General features: G+C 52.3%; 15 protein-coding genes. 9 read left to right on the forward strand and 6 right to left on the reverse strand.

Features of this window, described 5'->3' with window-relative positions:
• Positions 1 to 15: 15 nt before the first annotated feature.
• The 8 genes from ACO7SM_RS15110 (at position 16) to cobO (ending at position 9,314) form a co-directional block, all read left to right on the forward strand.
• A complete protein-coding gene (locus tag ACO7SM_RS15110; protein ID WP_490468219.1) occupies positions 16 to 1,461 on the forward strand; it encodes a methylaspartate mutase subunit E in 1,446 nt (481 codons plus the stop codon).
• Positions 1,461 to 2,702 (forward strand): methylaspartate ammonia-lyase, encoded by a 1,242-nt coding sequence (locus tag ACO7SM_RS15115; protein WP_490468220.1) that lies wholly within the window; start codon positions 1,461 to 1,463, stop codon positions 2,700 to 2,702. Before ACO7SM_RS15110 ends, ACO7SM_RS15115 begins: the two co-directional genes overlap by 1 nt.
• Positions 2,703 to 2,705: 3 nt before the next feature.
• Positions 2,706 to 4,076 carry an acyclic terpene utilization AtuA family protein gene (locus ACO7SM_RS15120; RefSeq protein WP_192611599.1) on the forward strand — a complete coding sequence of 457 codons (1,371 nt, stop codon included), beginning with the start codon at positions 2,706 to 2,708 and terminating at the stop codon, positions 4,074 to 4,076.
• On the forward strand, positions 4,073 to 4,390 hold the full coding sequence (locus ACO7SM_RS15125; RefSeq protein WP_162382520.1) for a DUF4387 domain-containing protein: 318 nt from the start codon (positions 4,073 to 4,075) through the stop codon (positions 4,388 to 4,390). The genes ACO7SM_RS15120 and ACO7SM_RS15125 overlap by 4 nt, the downstream gene beginning before the upstream one ends.
• Positions 4,391 to 4,556: 166 nt before the next feature.
• A complete protein-coding gene (locus ACO7SM_RS15130) occupies positions 4,557 to 5,840 on the forward strand; it encodes a dicarboxylate/amino acid:cation symporter (protein WP_490468221.1) in 1,284 nt (427 codons plus the stop codon).
• A gap of 86 nt (positions 5,841 to 5,926) precedes the next feature.
• A complete protein-coding gene (gene glsA, locus ACO7SM_RS15135; protein ID WP_490468222.1) occupies positions 5,927 to 6,928 on the forward strand; it encodes a glutaminase A in 1,002 nt (333 codons plus the stop codon).
• A 121-nt stretch (positions 6,929 to 7,049) separates the two neighbouring features.
• Entirely contained in the window at positions 7,050 to 8,702 is a 1,653-nt protein-coding gene (locus ACO7SM_RS15140; protein ID WP_490468223.1) for a class I fumarate hydratase, read from the forward strand.
• A gap of 9 nt (positions 8,703 to 8,711) precedes the next feature.
• Positions 8,712 to 9,314 (forward strand): cob(I)yrinic acid a,c-diamide adenosyltransferase, encoded by a 603-nt coding sequence (gene cobO, locus ACO7SM_RS15145; RefSeq protein ID WP_490468224.1) that lies wholly within the window; start codon positions 8,712 to 8,714, stop codon positions 9,312 to 9,314.
• A gap of 50 nt (positions 9,315 to 9,364) precedes the next feature.
• Here cobO and ACO7SM_RS15150 read toward each other — a convergent pair whose 3' ends face one another.
• Complete coding sequence (locus ACO7SM_RS15150) at positions 9,365 to 10,270, reverse strand: LysR substrate-binding domain-containing protein (protein ID WP_490468225.1); 906 nt, start codon at positions 10,268 to 10,270, stop codon at positions 9,365 to 9,367.
• A 408-nt stretch (positions 10,271 to 10,678) separates the two neighbouring features.
• Between ACO7SM_RS15150 and cobA the strand changes: the two genes are divergently transcribed.
• Complete coding sequence (gene cobA / locus ACO7SM_RS15155) at positions 10,679 to 11,452, forward strand: uroporphyrinogen-III C-methyltransferase (protein WP_490468226.1); 774 nt, start codon at positions 10,679 to 10,681, stop codon at positions 11,450 to 11,452.
• Here the strand turns inward: cobA and ACO7SM_RS15160 are convergent.
• The 5 genes from ACO7SM_RS15160 to sucA all read right to left on the reverse strand — a co-directional run bounded on the left by ACO7SM_RS15160 (position 11,446) and on the right by sucA (position 18,773).
• Positions 11,446 to 12,339 carry a PocR ligand-binding domain-containing protein gene (locus ACO7SM_RS15160; protein WP_490468227.1) on the reverse strand — a complete coding sequence of 298 codons (894 nt, stop codon included), beginning with the start codon at positions 12,337 to 12,339 and terminating at the stop codon, positions 11,446 to 11,448. The genes cobA and ACO7SM_RS15160 overlap by 7 nt on opposite strands.
• Positions 12,340 to 12,586: 247 nt before the next feature.
• Entirely contained in the window at positions 12,587 to 13,456 is an 870-nt protein-coding gene (gene sucD / locus ACO7SM_RS15165) for a succinate--CoA ligase subunit alpha (RefSeq protein WP_490468228.1), read from the reverse strand.
• Entirely contained in the window at positions 13,456 to 14,622 is a 1,167-nt protein-coding gene (gene sucC, locus ACO7SM_RS15170; protein WP_162382511.1) for an ADP-forming succinate--CoA ligase subunit beta, read from the reverse strand. The genes sucD and sucC overlap by 1 nt, the downstream gene beginning before the upstream one ends.
• A gap of 114 nt (positions 14,623 to 14,736) precedes the next feature.
• Positions 14,737 to 15,957, reverse strand: a complete 1,221-nt coding sequence (gene odhB, locus ACO7SM_RS15175) for a 2-oxoglutarate dehydrogenase complex dihydrolipoyllysine-residue succinyltransferase (protein ID WP_490468229.1) — start codon at positions 15,955 to 15,957, stop codon at positions 14,737 to 14,739.
• 14 nt (positions 15,958 to 15,971) lie between these two features.
• Positions 15,972 to 18,773 carry a 2-oxoglutarate dehydrogenase E1 component gene (gene sucA / locus ACO7SM_RS15180; protein ID WP_490468230.1) on the reverse strand — a complete coding sequence of 934 codons (2,802 nt, stop codon included), beginning with the start codon at positions 18,771 to 18,773 and terminating at the stop codon, positions 15,972 to 15,974.
• Positions 18,774 to 18,913 lie beyond the last annotated feature (140 nt).

Consider the following 18,913-nt stretch of genomic DNA (forward strand, 5'->3'; position numbering starts at 1 on the left):
ATAAGGCTACAAAGAATGGAACTCCGAAATAAAAAGTTAACCCATGATGAATTCATGACCGAGCGCGCCGAGGTTATCAAGACCTGGCATACCGGCAAGGACGTCGAAAATTTCGAAGATGGCGTTAAATACCAACAGACTATTCCAGAGAGTAAACGCTTTTCTCACGCACTGCTGAAAGCCGACCAGGAAGGTAAAACCCTGAGTCAGCCGCGCGCGGGCGTTGCGTTAATGGATGAGCACATTGAACTGCTCAAAACATTGCAGCAAGAGTGCGACCTTCTGCCGACCACTATCGATGCGTATACCCGTTTGAATCGCTATGAAGAAGCGGCGATCGGGATTCAGAAATCCATTGAAGCGGGTACGTCAAAACTTAACGGGTTACCGGTTGTTAACCACGGGGTTGAAGCCTGCCGTCGTCTGACCGAAACGCTGGAAAAACCCCTGCAGATTCGTCACGGTACGCCAGATGCACGTCTGCTGGGTGAAATCTCCATGGCCAGTGGATTCACCAGCTATGAAGGCGGTGGTATCTCCTACAACATCCCTTACGCCAAGCGCGTCACGCTGGAAAAATCCATCCGCGACTGGCAGTACTGCGACCGTATGATGGGGATGTATGAAGAACACGGCATTCGTATCAACCGTGAACCGTTCGGCCCGCTGACCGGCACGCTGATCCCACCGTTTATGTCCCACTCGGTGGCGATTATTGAAGGCCTGCTGGCGCTGGAACAGGGCGTTAAATCGATTACCGTCGGTTACGGACAGGTGGGTAGCCTGACGCAGGATATCGCAGCGATTCAGTCCCTGCGCGAACTGTCTCACGAATACTTCCAGAATTATGGCTTCGACGATTACGAGCTGAGTACGGTATTCCACCAGTGGATGGGCGGCTTCCCGGAAGATGAATCCAAAGCGTTCGCCATCATCTCCTGGGGTGCAGCGGTCGCAGGTATGTCCGGCGCCACTAAAGTGATCACCAAGAGCCCGCACGAAGCATGGGGTATTCCGACCGCTGCGGCAAATGCGCAAGGGCTTAAAGCCTCTCGCCAGATGCTCAACATGGTCTACGACCAGAAATTCCCGCAGTGCGCTGCAGTGGAACAGGAAGTGGATCTGATCAAGAGCGAAGTCCGCGCAGTGCTGAAAAAAGTCTTCGAACTGGGCAACGGCGACATTGCGCGCGGCACAGTGCTGGCCTTTGAAGCCGGTGTTCTGGACGTGCCTTTCGCACCGGCCTCCTGTAACGCAGGCAAAATCCTGCCGGTACGCGATAACGCAGGCGCGATTCGTATTCTCGAAGCCGGTGCGGTTCCGCTGCCGAAAGACATTCTCGCCCTGCACCACGACTACGTCGCAGAGCGTGCGAATTTCGAAGGACGTAAACCTTCCTTCCAGATGGTTATCGATGACATTAACGCCGTATCCCACAGCAAATTAATAGGAAGACCATAATGAAAATTAAACAGGCCCTTTTCACCGCTGGCTACTCCTCATTTTATTTTGACGATCAGCAGGCGATCAAAAATGGTGCAGGTCATGATGGGTTCATTTACACCGGCGATCCGGTAACCCCTGGCTTTACTTCCGTCCGTCAGGCCGGTGAGTGTGTCTCCGTACAACTGATTCTGGAAAACGGCACGGTCGCCGTCGGTGACTGCGCTGCGGTGCAGTACTCTGGTGCGGGCGGTCGTGACCCTCTGTTCCTGGCGGAAAATTTCATTCCCTTCCTGAATGACCACATTAAACCGCTGCTGGAAGGCCGCGATGTGGATGCGTTCCTGCCGAACGCCCGCTTCTTCGACCAGTTACGCATTGACGGCCAACTGCTGCATACCGCAGTACGTTACGGTCTGTCTCAGGCACTGCTGGACGCCACCGCGCTGGCATCCGGTCGCCTGAAAACAGAAGTCGTTTGCGACGAATGGCAGTTGCCATGCGTTCCGGAAGCGATTCCTTTATTTGGTCAGAGCGGCGACGACCGTTATATCGCCGTCGACAAAATGATCCTCAAAGGTGTTGATGTTCTGCCTCACGCGCTGATCAACAACGTCGAAGAGAAACTGGGTCTTGAAGGTGAAAAACTGCGTGAGTACGTGCGCTGGTTGTCTGACCGCATCCTGAGCCTGCGTACCAGCCAGAACTATCACCCAACGCTGCATATCGATGTGTACGGCACGATTGGCCTGATTTTCGATATGGACCCGGCACGCTGCGCAGCGTATATCGCCAGCCTGGAACAAGAAGCACAGGGTCTGCCGCTGTACATTGAAGGCCCGGTCGATGCGGGCAACAAACCGGATCAGATCCGTCTGTTGACCGAAATCACCAAAGAGCTGACCCGTCTGGGTTCCGGCGTGAAAATTGTGGCCGACGAATGGTGTAACACCTACCAGGATATCGTGGACTTCACCGATGCTGGCAGTTGCCACATGGTGCAGATTAAAACCCCGGATCTGGGCGGTATTCACAACATCGTTGATGCAGTGCTGTACTGCAACAAGCACGGAATGGAAGCCTATCAGGGCGGTACCTGCAACGAAACCGAGATCAGCGCCCGCACCTGTGTGCATGTCGCACTGGCCGCACGCCCAATGCGTATGCTGATCAAACCGGGTATGGGCTTCGATGAAGGTCTCAATATCGTGTTCAACGAAATGAACCGTACCATCGCGTTGTTGCAGACAAAGGATTAAGAAATGGCTCGCACATTTAAGATCTTATCGCCGACGGCTATTCTGGGTTATGGCTTCCCGGAAGAGAGTTTTCGCAAAGCCATGGAAGAGTCACCGGATCTTATTGCTGTTGACGCGGGATCCTCCGATCCAGGCCCTCACTACCTGGGCGCGGGTAAACCGTTTACCGACAGGGCCGGCGTTAAACGCGATCTGCGGTATATGATCACCGCTGGCGTGAAAAACAATATTCCTGTGGTGATTGGTACTGCCGGTGGATCCGGCGCGGCACCGCATCTGGAATGGTGTCGCCAGATAATCCTCGAGATTGCGCAGGAAGAGAAACTGAGCTTCTCAATGGCGTTAATCCCGTCGGATGTTGAAAAAGACGTCGTTCACCAGGCGTTGGATAACGGGAAAATTACCGCCCTCGACTTCGTGCCGGAACTCACTCACGAAGCCATTGACGCGAGCACCTACATCGTCGCGCAAATGGGTGTCGAACCTTTCCAGCGTGCGCTGGAAGCCGGTGCGCAGGTCGTACTTGGCGGACGAGCATATGACCCGGTCTGCTTCGCCGCCCTGCCCATCATGCAAGGTTTCGATGAAGGGTTGGCGCTGCACTGCGGGAAGATCCTTGAATGTGCTGCCATTGCTGCAACGCCTGGCTCCGGTTCAGACTGCGCGATGGGGATTATCGATGACAACGGTTTCACGCTGAAGACATTTAATCCGAAGCGTAAATTTACCGAAACCTCGGCCGCTGCCCACACCCTGTATGAGAAGTCAGATCCCTACTTCCTGCCAGGCCCCGGCGGCGTGCTGAACCTGAAAGGCTGTAGCTTTAAGGCTGTGAACGAGGGCGAAGTCTACGTCAGCGGCTCACGCCATGAAGAGACGCCTTATGCACTGAAACTGGAAGGTGCGCGTCAGGTCGGGTTCCGTTGCATGACCATCGCCGGAACACGCGATCCGATCATGATCGCGGGCATTGACACCATTCTTGAAGAGGTGAAAGCCAGCGTGGCGAGCAACCTCTCTCTGAATGATGACAGCATCCGCATCACGTTCCATCTGTACGGTAAAAACGGCGTCATGGGTCTCCATGAACCTATGCAGTCAGCCGGACACGAACTGGGGATCTTGTTGGACGTGGTTGCGCCAACGCAGGACATTGCCAACAGCGTTTGCTCGCTGGTGCGCTCTACCCTGCTGCATTACGGTTATGAAAACCGCATTGCAACGGCGGGCAACCTCGCCTTCCCGTTCTCACCGTCTGATATTCCGAGTGGGCCGGTGTATGAGTTCTCAATCTACCATCTGATTGAGGCAAGCGACGCACTGCGTTTTGATTTCCACATCGAACAGGTGACGCCAGAAGGAATCCAGGCATGAAACAGTCAATTTGTTCACTGGCACAGGTAATCCGTTCCAAAAACGCCGGACCGTACGAACTGGTTTTAGATATTTTATTTAAAACTCGTGAAGATTATCAGCGCGTAAAAGAATCGGGGCAATTAACACCACAGCTTATCGCTGAGTTATATCACGTTGAGCCTGACTTTATTCATCGCATTGTCTGGTTTGATCCAGCTAACGCGGTAAAAATCGTCATGCCGCGCGATATTATCTCCGGGAATGTGGGGGACAATGATGTTTATGGTGCCCAGCAGCATGCGCCATTACTCAGTATCCATTTTGATTTTTAATAACTAACACAACAACAACCATTGAAGTACTGGATTCTGCTGTATCACGGTACTTCGCATAATTCATGCGGTTGGTCATAACAGGCGAGCACCTGAGCGTTTTTCTACGCTCGGGTGTTTGCTAACCCTACACATTAATTACCAGCCATTTTCCGATGGAGTAAACATGAAGAAAATTAGTTTAACAAAGATGATCATATTAGGCCTGATACTCGGGATGATTGCCGGGGTGGCTATAAATAATATGGCATCTGTTGACACAGCAAAGTCATATTCACAACACATTTCCATTTTCACTACTATTTTTTTACGAATGGTGAAAATGATTATCGCTCCTCTGGTTATTTCTACCCTCGTGGTAGGTATTGCCAAAATGGGCGATGCGAAAACCCTGGGACGTATATTCTCAAAAACGTTTTTCCTCTTCATTCTCGCGTCCCTGATCTCTATTGCCCTGGGTCTGGTCATTGTTAACATCTTCCAACCGGGTGCTGGCATTAACTTTGTTCCTCATGACGTCGGCGCAGTGTCTGCCGTTAAGTCTGAGCCGTTCACGCTGAAAGTCTTCATCTCACACGCAGTACCTACCAGTATTGTGGATGCGATGGCGCGTAACGAAATCCTGCAGATTGTCGTGTTCTCTATCTTCCTCGGTTGCAGCCTGGCAGCGATCGGAGAAAAAGGTGAGCCGATCGTCAAAGTGCTCGATTCTCTGGTACACGTGATGCTGAAACTGACCGGTTACGTGATGCTGTTTGCGCCACTGACTGTGTTTGCCGCCATCTCCGGACTGATCGCTGAGCGCGGTCTGGGCGTGATGGTCAGCGCCGGTATCTTTATGGGTGAGTTCTACCTGACGTTGAGTATGCTGTGGGCGATTCTGATTGGCGCGTCGACGCTGATTGTGGGTCCGTGCATTGGCCGTCTGACCAAATCAATTATCGAACCTGCCCTGCTGGCCTTCACCACTTCCAGCTCTGAAGCGGCCTTCCCAGGCACGCTGGATAAACTGGAAAGATTCGGCGTCTCTTCCAAGATTGCCAGTTTCGTTCTGCCTATCGGTTACTCCTTTAACCTGGTCGGCTCCATGGCCTACTGCTCGTTTGCAACCGTATTTATCGCGCAGGCCTGTAACATCGATCTGAGCATGGGTGAGCAGATCACCATGCTGTTAATCCTGATGCTGACATCAAAAGGCATGGCCGGCGTACCGCGTGCGTCAATGGTAGTTATTGCCGCAACCCTCAACCAGTTCAACATTCCTGAAGCAGGTTTGATCTTGCTGATGGGTGTCGATCCGTTCCTCGACATGGGCCGTTCTGCGACCAACGTCATGAGTAACGCCATGGGTGCTGCAATCATCAGCCGCTGGGAAGGTGAACACTTCGGTGAAGGTTGCCGTGGCAAAGCCCCTGAACAGCGTCCGGTTACTGAACCTGCTCTTTCCTGATTATATAAAAACCCGATGCACTGGGCCGACTCCGGTCGGCCTTTTTTCCAACAACAACACCAACACTAACTTCACCAGGATCCTATATGAATCTAAAACTTCTTAGCGTCAGTGTGTTTTCGGCAAGCTTACTCTGCAGTGCTGCCGTTTGGGCTCAACCCGCTCCGGATTACGCCCAAATCATAGAGCAAGCGCATCAAAAATATAAAAACAATAACGACGGAAAAGTCGCCGACTACATCCCGGCGCTGGCCACCTACAGTCCGAAATTCTACGGTATCGCGATCGCGACCGTTGATGGAAAAATCTACAAAGTCGGTGATTCCAGCAAAGCGTTTCCAATGGAGTCGCTGAGTAAGGTTTTCACAATGGCGCTGGCGATGGAACAGCATGGAACGCAGGTGGTACTGGATAAACTCGGCGCCAATGCCACTGGTTTACCGTTCAACTCCGGTCTGGCGGTCGAACTGACGCAGGGCGCGCCGGAAAACCCACTGGTGAACGCGGGTGCCATGAGTACCGTGAGTCTGATTGAAGCGAAAGACAAAACGGAACGCTGGAACAAAATTCTCAATTACATGAATGACTGGGCAGATGCGAAGCTGGTCGTCAACCAACCGGTATTCAAATCGGAAATGGACACCAACCAGCATAACCAGGCGCTGGCAAAATTGATGGAATCGTACAACAGCTTCTACGGTAACACCGATGAAGCGGTTGAGATTTATACCCGTCAGTGTTCAGTCGATCTCAACGTTGAGCAGCTCGCCAAAATGGGTGCCGTACTGGCCAACAACGGTAAATCACCGTTCAACGGCAAACAGTTGCTGAACGAGAAGTATGTTCCGCAGGTGCTGGCAGAAATGGCCATTGCCGGTCTCTATGATGGCAGCGGCAAGTGGCTGTACACCGTCGGTATTCCGGCGAAAAGCGGCGTCGGCGGCGGTATGGTCGCCGTTGTCCCTGGTGAGTACGCGATTGCCGTTTACTCTCCGCCGCTGGATCAAGCCGGTAACAGCGTTCGCGCACAGAAAACAATCGAAGATGTCGCTCACGCGACGAAAGCTAACGTCTTTTTAGGCCAGTAAGAAAATGCCGGATGGCGACGCTTAGGCGTCTTATCCGGCCTACAACGGATAGTGAACACGTAGGCCGGATAAGGTGCATGCACCGCCATCCGGCAAAATAACCACAAGGTGAGAAGTTAACATGTCTAAACCATTTGTCTGGCAAGAACCGTTTCTTCAACAAAAAGATAATACAGAATACGAATTGCTGAGTAATAAATACGTTTCAGTGACGGAGTTAGACGGTGAAGAGGTCATCAAAGTCGCACCAGAGGCACTAACTCTGCTGGCTCAGCAGGCGTTTTATGAAGCCTCTTTTTTCCTGCGCGCCGGACATCTGAAACAAATCGCCAGTATTCTGCATGACCCACAGGCCAGCAGTAATGATAAATACGTGGCTCTGCAACTGCTGCGTAATGCTGAGGTTTCTGCCAAAGGCGTACTGCCGAACTGTCAGGACACCGGCACGGCCACCGTTGTGGCGAGCAAAGGACAAAATGTCTGGACGGGCTGCAATGACGCCGAAGAGTTGAGCAAAGGGGTCTATACCACGTTCACAGAGAATAATTTGCGCTACTCGCAAAATGCCCCACTGGACATGTACACCGAGGTAAATACCCAGACCAACCTGCCAGCACAAATCGATATTAGCGCGACGCCGGGCAGCGAATACCGTTTCCTTTTCGTCAACAAAGGCGGTGGCTCAGCCAACAAAGCGGCGCTGTACCAGGAAACCAAATCTATTCTGCAGCCTGAAAAACTGAAGGACTTCCTGATCGAAAAAATGAAGTCGCTGGGAACGGCTGCTTGCCCGCCGTACCACATCGCGTTTGTGGTGGGTGGATTATCTGCCGACCAAGCGCTGAAGGTCGCGAAACTGGCCTCGACGAAATACTACGATAACCTGCCCACCAGCGGAAACGAGCTGGGTCAGGCATTCCGCGACACCGCGCTGGAAACCACACTGCTCAACGCCAGCCGCGAATTTGGCATCGGCGCACAGTTTGGCGGCAAATATTTCGCGCATGACATCCGCGTCATTCGTCTTCCACGTCACGGCGGCTCCTGCCCTATCGCAATGGCGCTCTCCTGCTCGGCCGATCGCAACATTAAAGCGAAAATTAACAAACACGGCATCTGGCTGGAAAAACTCGAGCACAATCCGGGCAAATACATTCCTGACTCTCAGCGTGTAGAAAATAGCGCTCAGACCGTTCGCCTTGATCTTAATCGCCCGCTGCGTGAGATCCTGCATGACCTCTCTGCGTTGCCGATTGGTACGCGAGTCACCCTGAATGGCCCAATCGTTGTGGCCCGCGATATCGCACACGCCAAAATTAAAGAACGTCTGGACAACGGCGAACCCATGCCGGAGTACATGAAACACCATATCGTCTACTATGCAGGCCCGGCGAAAACCCCCGAGAACAAGGCTTGTGGCTCACTCGGCCCGACGACCGGCGGTCGTATGGATGGCTACGTGGACGCGTTCCAGGCCGCGGGCGGCAGTTTGATTATGTTGTCCAAAGGCAACCGCAGCAAACAGGTGACTGATGCCTGTCATAAGCATGGCGGATTTAACCTCGGCAGCATCGGCGGCGCGGCAGCCCTGCTGGCGCAGCAATATGTGAAGAGCTTACGTTGCCTCGAGTATCCTGAACTGGGAATGGAAGCCGTCTGGATGATGGAAGTCGAAAATCTGCCTGCGTTTGTCCTGGTAGACGACAAAGGCAATAACTTCTTCAGCCAGTTTGAGCAGCAGCATCGCTGCACAACCTGCCCTGCAGGACATTAAGGAGCAATAATGGAAGCGCGATCCAATACCGAAAGGCACTGTCAGCGGCAGCAGAAACTGAAAGAACACGTTGATACCCGCGTGGCGGCTGCAACCGAAAAGAAAGGCATCCTGATTGTCTTCACCGGCAACGGCAAAGGCAAATCGACGGCGGCTTTTGGGACGGCAACACGCGCTGTCGGCCATGGAAAAACGGTTGGCATCGCGCAATTTATTAAGGGCCAGTGGGATAATGGCGAATACAACACCCTGCAACCTCTCGGCGTTGAATTCCATATTATGGGTACCGGATTCACCTGGGAAACACAAAACCGGGAATCTGATATTCAGGCGGCGCAGGGTGTCTGGCAGGAGAGTAAACGCATGTTGGCCGATGCGCATTACGATCTGGTGGTGCTGGATGAGTTGACGTATATGCTGGCTTATCATTACCTGGACACGCAGGAAGTGATCGCCGCGATTGTGAATCGTCCTGTTCACCAGACCGTCATTGTTACCGGACGCGGCTGTCATAGCCAGTTACTGGAGCTTGCCGATACGGTCAGTGAAGTTCGCCCGGTAAAACATGCCTTCGACAGCGGCATTCAGGCGCAAGCCGGAATCGACTGGTAAATACAGGGGCGGTGCCAGTGCGCCGCCCTTCCCGTATCGCTACAACGACGTCAAATTCCCCGCGAAACCACCGATTTTTCTAACAACCAGTTGCGAAAGACCTGCAAATGCCGGGATTCCGCTTTTTCTTCTCGCCAGGTCATGATGAAACGGTTCCCCGTGCGCATCGGCACATCACAAGGAATAACCATCTCGCCATTATCGAGGTCGCGCTGAATGGCAAATCGCGGAAGTAGCGCAACACCAAGATTAGAGCGCACTGCGGCGATCAGCATCGACAATAAATCAAAACGTGGCCCTTTGTTCACCTGCGCGTTGCTGACATCAGACAGTGCAAACCACTCCTGCCAGCCTTTGATGCGCGTACTTTGGTGCAATAAGGGAAACGCATTGAGCAGGTCATCCACCGACACTTTTTGGCCTGGCTCCATGAGCAAATGTCGGCTACACACCGGCAAAATTTCCTCTTCAAAAAGATACTCCACCGAAGACCACGGCGAGCAAAAGTCTTCCCGCATGATAGCGGCGTCATACTCGCGGTTGAGAAAATCACCAATATTCGCCAAAGAGTGGATATTTACGATGATATCAGGATTAAGTTTATTGAACTCACGCAGATTCGGGATCAGCCAATGCGTGCTAAAGGTCGGGTTTACCGCTAACTCGATAACTTGTACGGTCGGCTGCCAGGTCATTATTGTTGTTGTATCGCGTTCCAGTTTGTTCAGCGTTTCTTTAACGATACTTAAATAGTGTTTACCCGCTGCATTTAAAAAAATACGCTTTTTAGCATGATTAAAAAGTGAGGTGTTGAGAAAATCCTCCAGTGCGTTCACTTGTCGAAACACGGCGCTCTGGGTTAATGCCAACTCTTCTGCTGCCCGGGTATAACTTTCATGACGTGCCACCACTTCGAAAGTCACCAGTAGCTCAGTTTTCGGTATTTTGCCTCTCATAACGTCTTCCATATGCAGCGTGCAAAAAAAGTTTAAATTATTAAAACAATGTAAATGCTCCAGAATAATCCCGAGAGTTATATTTTATTTCCATCATTGTTGTCTTTGATCCATTCCATGATTTACTCACACAAATAGCGAATAAATATTCACCAATAATACTCAAGCACAGTCATAAACACAATTTAAATACGGTTAATTTCAGGCAAATAGCGTCAATAACTTCTTAATAATTTTTCATGAACACTTGTTTATTGAAGAAAAAAGTTTGCGAGTTCAATCAATATTATCTCCGCATTATTTCAGCAGAATTGAGCGCTATGACTTACAGGCAAACGGCGACGTTTTTATCATTCTGCCATTGTAGTCTCCGCCATTTTCTACGTTTGACGTGATAAAGGACACAGTGTGAAAATTTCCGGAAAAGTTTGGCTCGTTGGGGCAGGCCCTGGTGATATATCGTTGCTGACCATCAAAGCGATGCAGTGCATTCAACACGCCGATGTGGTTATCTACGATCGACTGGTTAACCCCAAAATCCTGGAATGGGTCTCTCCTGACTGCCTGCTCATCAATGTTGGCAAAAATCCAGGCTTTCATTGCGTTCCACAGCATGAAATCAATGCGCTGCTTGTCCAGCACGCTGAAACACATGAAAACATTGTCCGCCTGAAAGGTGGCGATCCTTATGTCTTTGGTCGCGGCGCCGAAGAGGTTGAATGTCTGGTCGATGCTGGCATTCCTTTTGAAGTCGTTCCCGGTATCAGCTCGGCGATTGGAGGCCTTGCCTGTGCAGGTATTCCCGTCACACATCGTGACATGGCTTCCGGTTTTCATGTTGTGACCGGTCACACCCGTGAAGGTAATCAACAGCAAGACTGGCGGCAACTTGCCAAACTCCACGGGACATTAGTCATCGTGATGGGCATTGCCAATTTGCCGTTTATTTGTGAAGAATTACTTATGGGTGGCAAATCCCCGGAGACGCCAGCCGCCATTGTCATGTCGGCAACAAGAGAGAATCAGCGTCGGTTAACCTGCACGCTGGGTACGTTGCTTAACAAAGCGCAGGAGGCCAACATTGTTCCCCCTGCGCTGATCGTGATTGGCGATGTCGTCACGCTAAGCGACCGATTATCGTTCATTCCTGACAACATTAAACTGCCGAAAAACCTTTACTGAGAAAGCTGCTCGTAACGAAAAGATTGCGGAGAACGTTGATGTACCGCCCGGAAAACACGACAAAAGTAACTGGTTTGCGCGTATTGAAGTTTCCGGGCAATGCTCTCAATTGAATGACCAGGGTCGCGAAGCAGTTCACCGGCACGCTGCATTTTCTTCTGATTAACCCAGGTTTTGAAATTAACCCCCTGCTGCTTTTTAAAAAAGCGACTAAAATAATTTGCGCTTAAGCAGACCTGAGAAGCCACAGACTCTAACGTTAGCTCGCCATAGAGATTTTCCTCAATATAACGCAACGCCGCCGCCAGTTTCCTTTCATGACGAGAAAGCTCAGAGTAAGAAAAAGGAGATTCGCTACAGAGCGCATCAAGAGTCGATGAATATTTACTTTCTGTTAATGTGATATTATTAACGATGAAATTAAGTAAATTTGCTGATGCAACCAGGTGATTATTATCCATAATAGCAACCTGCCGCCAGGCCTCACTTATTTCAGCATTTTGAGCCCACAGTCTTTCATCCTGAATGACAATTGTTTTATATTCCTGATATTTCGCCCGTACCTGTCCACAAATGATAAATCCGAGCAGGCTTCCTTCACGAATGATTGGCATTGAAAATAAGCTCAATCCCGCATGGCAACTGAGTATTTTTGGCTTTGATTCCTTAAGCCCTTCATAGGCGCAATATTTTTCGCACTGCTGGCAGCCTGAGCGGTATTGCTCATGGCCGCGCATCAACGAACAAAAGGAATTAAAATGATGACAACTTGAAAGCGCATTGCCGTGTATATCAACGACCACGGCAGCCAGCCCAGTCGCACTGGAGAAGACATCAGCGAGTGAGTAAAAACGATCTAAGTATTCATCCTGATTATGCGCAGTCATGCATTTCCCCGATGGTTATTCTCTGTTAGTGGGTAATATGCAGAATTTGGCGTAATGAAAAAATGATGCTAACCGCAAAAAATTATCTCGTTTACTCAGGAAATTATGATTAAAACGCAAGAAGTTAAATAAAGAAAAAGAACAAAAAAGGCCATCATCAGATGGCCAACCATGTCGAAACGAACCAACCCTTCGCCATCCACCTACGGGAAATGAATGGCTTGGGTTGTTTTACTCTTTTAATACTTTACTTAATAACGCTTTTCAGTGCTTCGCCGATATCGGCCAGGCTACGAACGGTTTTCACGCCTGCTGCTTCCAGAGCCGCGAACTTCTCGTCCGCCGTTCCTTTGCCGCCCGCGATGATCGCGCCTGCGTGACCCATACGTTTGCCTTTCGGCGCGGTCACACCGGCAATGTAGCCGACAACCGGTTTGGTCACATGTTCTTTAATGTACGCTGCGGCTTCTTCTTCCGCGCTACCGCCGATTTCACCGATCATCACGATCGCTTCTGTCTGCGGATCTTCCTGGAACAGTTTCAGGATGTCGATAAAGTTAGAGCCTGGGATCGGGTCGCCGCCAATGCCCACACAGGTGGACTGACCGAAACCGTAGTCAGTGGTCTGCTTAACGGCTTCATAGGTCAGCGTACCAGAACGGGAAACGATACCCACTTTGCCCGGCTTGTGAATGTGACCCGGCATGATGCCGATTTTGCATTCGCCCGGCGTGATAACGCCCGGGCAGTTCGGGCCAATCATACGCACGCCAGCTTCATCAAGCGCCACTTTCACCGTCAGCATATCCAGCGTCGGGATGCCTTCAGTGATGGTGATGATAAGTTTGATACCCGCGTCGATCGCTTCCAGAATGGAGTCTTTGCAGAACGGTGCCGGAACGTAGATAACCGATGCGGTCGCACCAGTCGCTTCTACGGCTTCACGCACGGTGTTAAACACCGGCAGACCCAGATGTTCAGTACCGCCTTTACCTGGCGTAACACCGCCAACCATCTGCGTACCGTAAGCAATTGCCTGCTCAGAGTGGAAAGTCCCCTGGCTACCGGTAAAGCCCTGACAGATAACCTTGGTGTTTTTATCGATTAAAACAGACATTATTTCCCCTCCACTGCGGCAACAACTTGCTGAGCTGCATCCGTCAGACTTTTCGCTGCAATAATATTCAGGCCGCTGTCAGCCAGTTTCTTCGCGCCGAGTTCGGCGTTGTTACCTTCCAGACGTACCACCACCGGAACGTTGACACCCACTTCCGCCACTGCGCCGATGATACCGTCAGCGATCAGGTCGCAGCGCACGATACCGCCGAAGATGTTAACCAGAACGGCTTTTACATTGTCGTCGGAAAGGATGATTTTGAACGCTTCGGTCACGCGCTCTTTGGTTGCGCCGCCGCCAACATCCAGGAAGTTAGCCGGTTCGCCGCCGTGCAGTTTAACGATGTCCATGGTGCCCATTGCCAGGCCCGCACCGTTCACCATACAACCGATGTTGCCATCCAGAGCGACGTAGTTCAGTTCCCACTGTGCCGCCTGCGCTTCACGCGGATCTTCCTGAGACTGGTCGCGCATTTCGCGCAGGTCAGCCTGGCGGAACAGTGCGTTACCGTCAGCGCCCAGTTTGCCATCGAGGCAGATAAGATCGCCCTGCTTAGTGATAACCAATGGGTTGATTTCGATCAGCGCCAGATCGCGCTCCAGGAAGATGGTCGCCAGACCCATGAAAATCTTGGTGAACTGCTGAACCTGTTTACCTTCCAGACCCAGTTTGAACGCCAGTTCACGACCCTGGTACGGCATTGGGCCGGCCAGCGGATCCAGTGCGACTTTGTGGATCAGGTGCGGGGTTTCTTCCGCCACTTTTTCGATTTCCACGCCGCCTTCGGTAGAGGCCATGAAGACCACGCGACGGGAGCTACGGTCAACAACCGCGCCCAGATAGAGTTCTTTATCAATATCCGTGGCCGCTTCAACCAGAATCTGGTTAACCGGCTGACCGTGCGCATCCGTTTGGTAGGTCACCAGACGTTTACCCAACCAGTGCTCAGCAAAAGCGCGAATTTCTTCTTTGCTCTTAACCACTTTCACACCGCCCGCTTTACCGCGGCCGCCAGCGTGAACCTGACATTTGACTACCCACGGACCCGCACCAATTTTAGACGCGGCTTCTTCTGCTTCACGCGGAGTAGTACAGGCATAACCCACCGGCGCCGGTAAGCCATAGCGGGCAAAAAGTTGTTTTGCCTGATATTCATGTAAGTTCATGTGTTCTGTCCATCCTTCAGTAATCGTTATCTTTAAACCCGTAGACCAGAGCGGTATCTTTGCCGGATGGCGCTACGCTTATCCGGCCTACGGGGCAGGTGATACTCTTGTTTACTACACGTCCAGCAGCAGACGTGTCGGATCTTCCAGCAGCTCTTTAATGGCCACCAGGAAGCCTACTGACTCGCGACCATCAATCAGACGGTGGTCGTAAGACAGCGCAAGGTACATCATCGGCAGGATCTCAACCTTACCATCGACAGCCATCGGTCTGTCTTTGATAGCGTGCATGCCCAGGATTGCGCTCTGGGGCGGGTTGATGATCGGCGTAGACATCAGGGAACCGAACACACCACCGTTGGTGATGGTGAAGTTACCACCGGTCAGATCTTCAACGGTCAGTTTGCCGTCGCGACCTTTCACTGCCAGTTCTTTAATTTTCTTCTCAACGTCAGCCATACCGAGGGCATCGACATCACGCAGCACCGGTGTTACCAGACCGCGCGGGGTAGAAACCGCCATGCTGACATCAAAGTAGTTGTGGTACACCACGTCATCGCCATCAATAGAGGCGTTGACTTCCGGATAACGTTTCAGCGCTTCAACCACCGCTTTCACGTAGAAAGACATAAAGCCCAGACGGATACCGTGACGTTTTTCGAACGCGTCGCCGTACTGCTTACGCAGATCCATAATCGGCTTCATGTTGACTTCGTTGAAGGTCGTCAGCATGGCGGTCGAGTTTTTCGCTTCCAGCAGACGCTCGGCCACGCGCTTACGCAGACGGGTCATCGGAACACGTTTTTCGCTGCGCGCGCCGAGAGCTGGCTGTGCGACAGGCTCCGCAACAGGCGCTTTAGCCTCGGCTTTTGCCGGCGCTTTCGCCAGATGCTTTTCAACATCTTCACGGGTGATACGACCGCCGACGCCGGTGCCTTTAATAGCGCTGGCTTCGAGGTTGTGCTCACCAAGCAGGCGACGGATCGCCGGGCTCAGGGCATCATTGTTTTGCTCAGACAGAGAAGCCTGCTGACGCTGCGCCGGGGTAGACGCTTGCTCATCAGACTTGGCGTTGGTTTCTTTGCCAGCGCTGTTGCCTTCACGCAGGCGACCCAGGATCTGGCGAGAAGTCACGGTGGTGCCTTCATCTTCCAGCACTGCATCCAGAATGCCGTCCGCCGATGCCGGTACTTCCAGTACCACTTTGTCAGTTTCGATTTCTACCAGCACTTCGTCGCGAACAACCGCGTCGCCTGGTTTTTTATGCCAGGTTGCAACGGTCGCGTCTGCTACAGACTCAGGCAGGTCGGGAACAAGAATATCTACGCTACTCATTTTGTATCCTTTAATTAATCGACGTTCAGCGCGTCATTGACCAGATCTTGTTGCTGCTTCTGGTGAACGGACATATACCCTACCGCCGGAGAGGCGGAGGCCGGGCGACCTGCATAACGCAGAGCAGACCCAAATGGAATCACTTCACGGAAATGATGCTGGCTGCAATACCATGCGCCCTGGTTGAGCGGCTCTTCCTGGCACCAGACAAAATCATGTACGTGAGCGTACGGTTTCAGCGCTTCCTGAACCGCTTTGTGCGGGAACGGATAGAGCTGTTCGATGCGCACAATGGCCACATCTTTTTGATTGTTCTTACGGCGCTGTTCCAGCAGGTCGTAGTAAACCTTACCAGAACACATCACCACACGCTTCACGGCTTGCGGATCGAGTTCATCAATCTCGCCAATGGCCGGCAGGAAGGTGCCATTTGCCAGTTCGTCAAGAGAAGAGACGGCCAGCGGGTGACGCAGCAGCGACTTCGGCGACATGACCACCAGTGGACGGCGCATACCGCGCAGCGCCTGACGACGCAACATGTGGTACACCTGAGCCGGGGTCGACGGGACGCAAACTTGCATGTTCTGCTCAGCGCAGAGTTGCAGATAACGTTCCAGACGCGCAGAGGAGTGCTCCGGGCCCTGACCTTCGTAACCGTGCGGCAGTAACATAACCAGACCACACATACGTCCCCACTTCTGCTCACCGGAGGAGATGAACTGGTCGATAACCACCTGCGCGCCGTTGGCGAAGTCGCCGAATTGCGCTTCCCAGATAGTCAGCGTGCGGGGTTCCGCCGTGGCATAACCGTATTCGAATGCCAGTACCGCTTCTTCAGAGAGCACGGAGTCCCAGACACGGAAGGTGCCCTGGCCGTTATGTACGTGCTGCAACGGGGTATAGGTGGAACCATTGGACTGGTTATGAATCACCGCGTGACGGTGGAAGAACGTACCACGGCCCGCATCTTCACCTGACAGACGCACCGGGATCCCTTCATCGACCAACGTAGCGTACGCCAGTGTTTCTGCGCCGCCCCAGTCGAACAGTTTCTCGCCTGACGCCATCGCCTGACGGTCACCGTAAATTTTGGCTACGCGAGACTGCATCTCGACCGCTTCCGGCACGGTGCTGATACGTTTGGCCAGTTCCTGCAGGCGCTTCATTTCAACCGTATCCGGGTATTTTTCATCCCATTCATGGTTGAGGTACGGCGACCAGGTAAAGGAGTGCATATTCATCGGACGCCACTCTTTCACCACACACTCGCCCGCATCCAGCGCGTCACGGTACAGATTGACCATTTCGGTGGAGTCTTCCAGCGAAGCGACTTTATCCTGCTCGAGTTTGTCGGCGTAGATTTTACGCGGCGTCGGATGTTTTTTGATTTTCTGATACATCAACGGCTGAGTTGCGCTCGGCTCATCGGCTTCGTTATGGCCGTGACGACGGTAGCAGAACAGGTCGATGAAGACATCGCGTTTAAAGGTGTTACGGAAGTCCAGCGCCAGACGGGTCACAAACGCGACCGCTTCCGGGTCATCCGCGTTAACGTGGAAGATCGGCGCCTGTACCATTTTACCGATGTCGGTGCAGTACGGGGTAGAACGCGCATCCAGCGGGTTAGAGGTGGTGAAGCCCACCTGGTTGTTGATAACGATGCGAACGGTACCGCCCACTTCGTAACCCCGCGCTTTCGACATGTTCAGCGTTTCCTGAACCACGCCCTGCCCTGTCACTGCCGCGTCACCGTGAATGGTGATTGGCAGGACTTTATTGCTGCTCGGCTCGTCGAGTCTGTCCAGACGCGCACGCACGGAACCGATAACCACCGGGCTGACGATTTCCAGGTGCGACGGGTTAAACGCCAGCGCCAGGTGAACCAGACCGCCTTCGGTTTCGATGTCAGACGAGAAGCCCATGTGGTACTTCACGTCACCGGTGCCGAGATGTTCTTTATGTTTGCCCGCAAATTCGTCGAACAGATCCTGCGGTTTTTTACCCAGAACGTTAACCAGCACGTTCAGACGACCGCGGTGCGCCATACCCAGCACCACTTCACGGGTACCGCTGTTGCCCGCATGGCGGATCATCTCTTTGAGCATCGGAATTAACGCATCGCCGCCTTCCAGAGAGAAACGTTTTGCGCCCGGGAATTTCGCGCCCAGATAACGCTCAAGACCTTCCGCTGCGGTCAGTTCGCTCAGGAAGCGTTTCTTCTCTTCAGTGCTAAATGCCGCACGACCCGATTCGATACGCTGTTGTAACCAGCGCTTCTCTTCGGTGCTGGTGATGTGCATGTACTCGGCGCCAATCGGGCCGCAATAGGTCTGTTTGAGCGCGGAAAGCAGCTCGCCCAGCTTCATTGTCTCTTTGCCGCCAGCAAAAGAACCTACGTTAAAGCTTTCCTGGAAATCGGCCTCAGTCAGATCGTGGAAAGAAGGATCCAGATCTGCCACGTTTTCTTGCTTCCACAGTCCCAGCGGGTCGAGGTTGGCATGCTGGTGACCGCGGAAACGATAAGCGTTGATAAGCTGCAGGACTTTAACCTGCTTAGCATTGGTGTCAGGGTCGGAAATCGTAGAAGAGTAACGTGAGGCATCCTTCGCCAGACGACGGAAATAATCACGCGTTGTTGAATGGAATTGATCCGGTTTGACTCCGGTGCCAGGTAACTGCTGGAACATAGAACGCCAGTTGGCGTCTACTGAGTCAGGATCGGTTAAGAAGTCTTCATAGAGCTGTTCTATCCAGCTCTGGTTTGCGCCAGAGAGGTAAGAAGAGTCCAACCAGGCTTTCATTGCGCCGTTCTGCATCGTGATCCCTTAAGCATTCTGTATGCTTATTTCGCCGTGGATACTAACCACGCACAACCGGTGTGCGTGCCGGGGTTCACTTGTTGCGGACTGTCGTGTGATCTGCGTCCGCTAAGGAACCTTTAAAAACTGTCTGACTG

Source organism: Citrobacter sp. LJND-P06 (genome assembly GCF_058188415.1).

What these genes read in the sequence shown, in the direction of transcription:
- glsA (WP_490468222.1), top strand. Translation starts at nt 5,927, where the DNA reads ATGAATCTAAAACTTCTTAGCGTCAGTGTGTTTTCGGCAAGCTTACTC.
- ACO7SM_RS15115 (WP_490468220.1), top strand. Translation starts at nt 1,461, where the DNA reads ATGAAAATTAAACAGGCCCTTTTCACCGCTGGCTACTCCTCATTTTAT.
- odhB (WP_490468229.1), bottom strand. Translation starts at nt 15,957, where the DNA reads ATGAGTAGCGTAGATATTCTTGTTCCCGACCTGCCTGAGTCTGTAGCA.
- ACO7SM_RS15140 (WP_490468223.1), top strand. Translation starts at nt 7,050, where the DNA reads ATGTCTAAACCATTTGTCTGGCAAGAACCGTTTCTTCAACAAAAAGAT.
- ACO7SM_RS15120 (WP_192611599.1), top strand. Translation starts at nt 2,706, where the DNA reads ATGGCTCGCACATTTAAGATCTTATCGCCGACGGCTATTCTGGGTTAT.
- ACO7SM_RS15160 (WP_490468227.1), bottom strand. Translation starts at nt 12,339, where the DNA reads ATGACTGCGCATAATCAGGATGAATACTTAGATCGTTTTTACTCACTC.
- sucA (WP_490468230.1), bottom strand. Translation starts at nt 18,773, where the DNA reads ATGCAGAACGGCGCAATGAAAGCCTGGTTGGACTCTTCTTACCTCTCT.
- cobO (WP_490468224.1), top strand. Translation starts at nt 8,712, where the DNA reads ATGGAAGCGCGATCCAATACCGAAAGGCACTGTCAGCGGCAGCAGAAA.
- sucD (WP_490468228.1), bottom strand. Translation starts at nt 13,456, where the DNA reads ATGTCTGTTTTAATCGATAAAAACACCAAGGTTATCTGTCAGGGCTTT.
- ACO7SM_RS15125 (WP_162382520.1), top strand. Translation starts at nt 4,073, where the DNA reads ATGAAACAGTCAATTTGTTCACTGGCACAGGTAATCCGTTCCAAAAAC.
- ACO7SM_RS15110 (WP_490468219.1), top strand. Translation starts at nt 16, where the DNA reads ATGGAACTCCGAAATAAAAAGTTAACCCATGATGAATTCATGACCGAG.
- ACO7SM_RS15130 (WP_490468221.1), top strand. Translation starts at nt 4,557, where the DNA reads ATGAAGAAAATTAGTTTAACAAAGATGATCATATTAGGCCTGATACTC.
- sucC (WP_162382511.1), bottom strand. Translation starts at nt 14,622, where the DNA reads ATGAACTTACATGAATATCAGGCAAAACAACTTTTTGCCCGCTATGGC.
- ACO7SM_RS15150 (WP_490468225.1), bottom strand. Translation starts at nt 10,270, where the DNA reads ATGAGAGGCAAAATACCGAAAACTGAGCTACTGGTGACTTTCGAAGTG.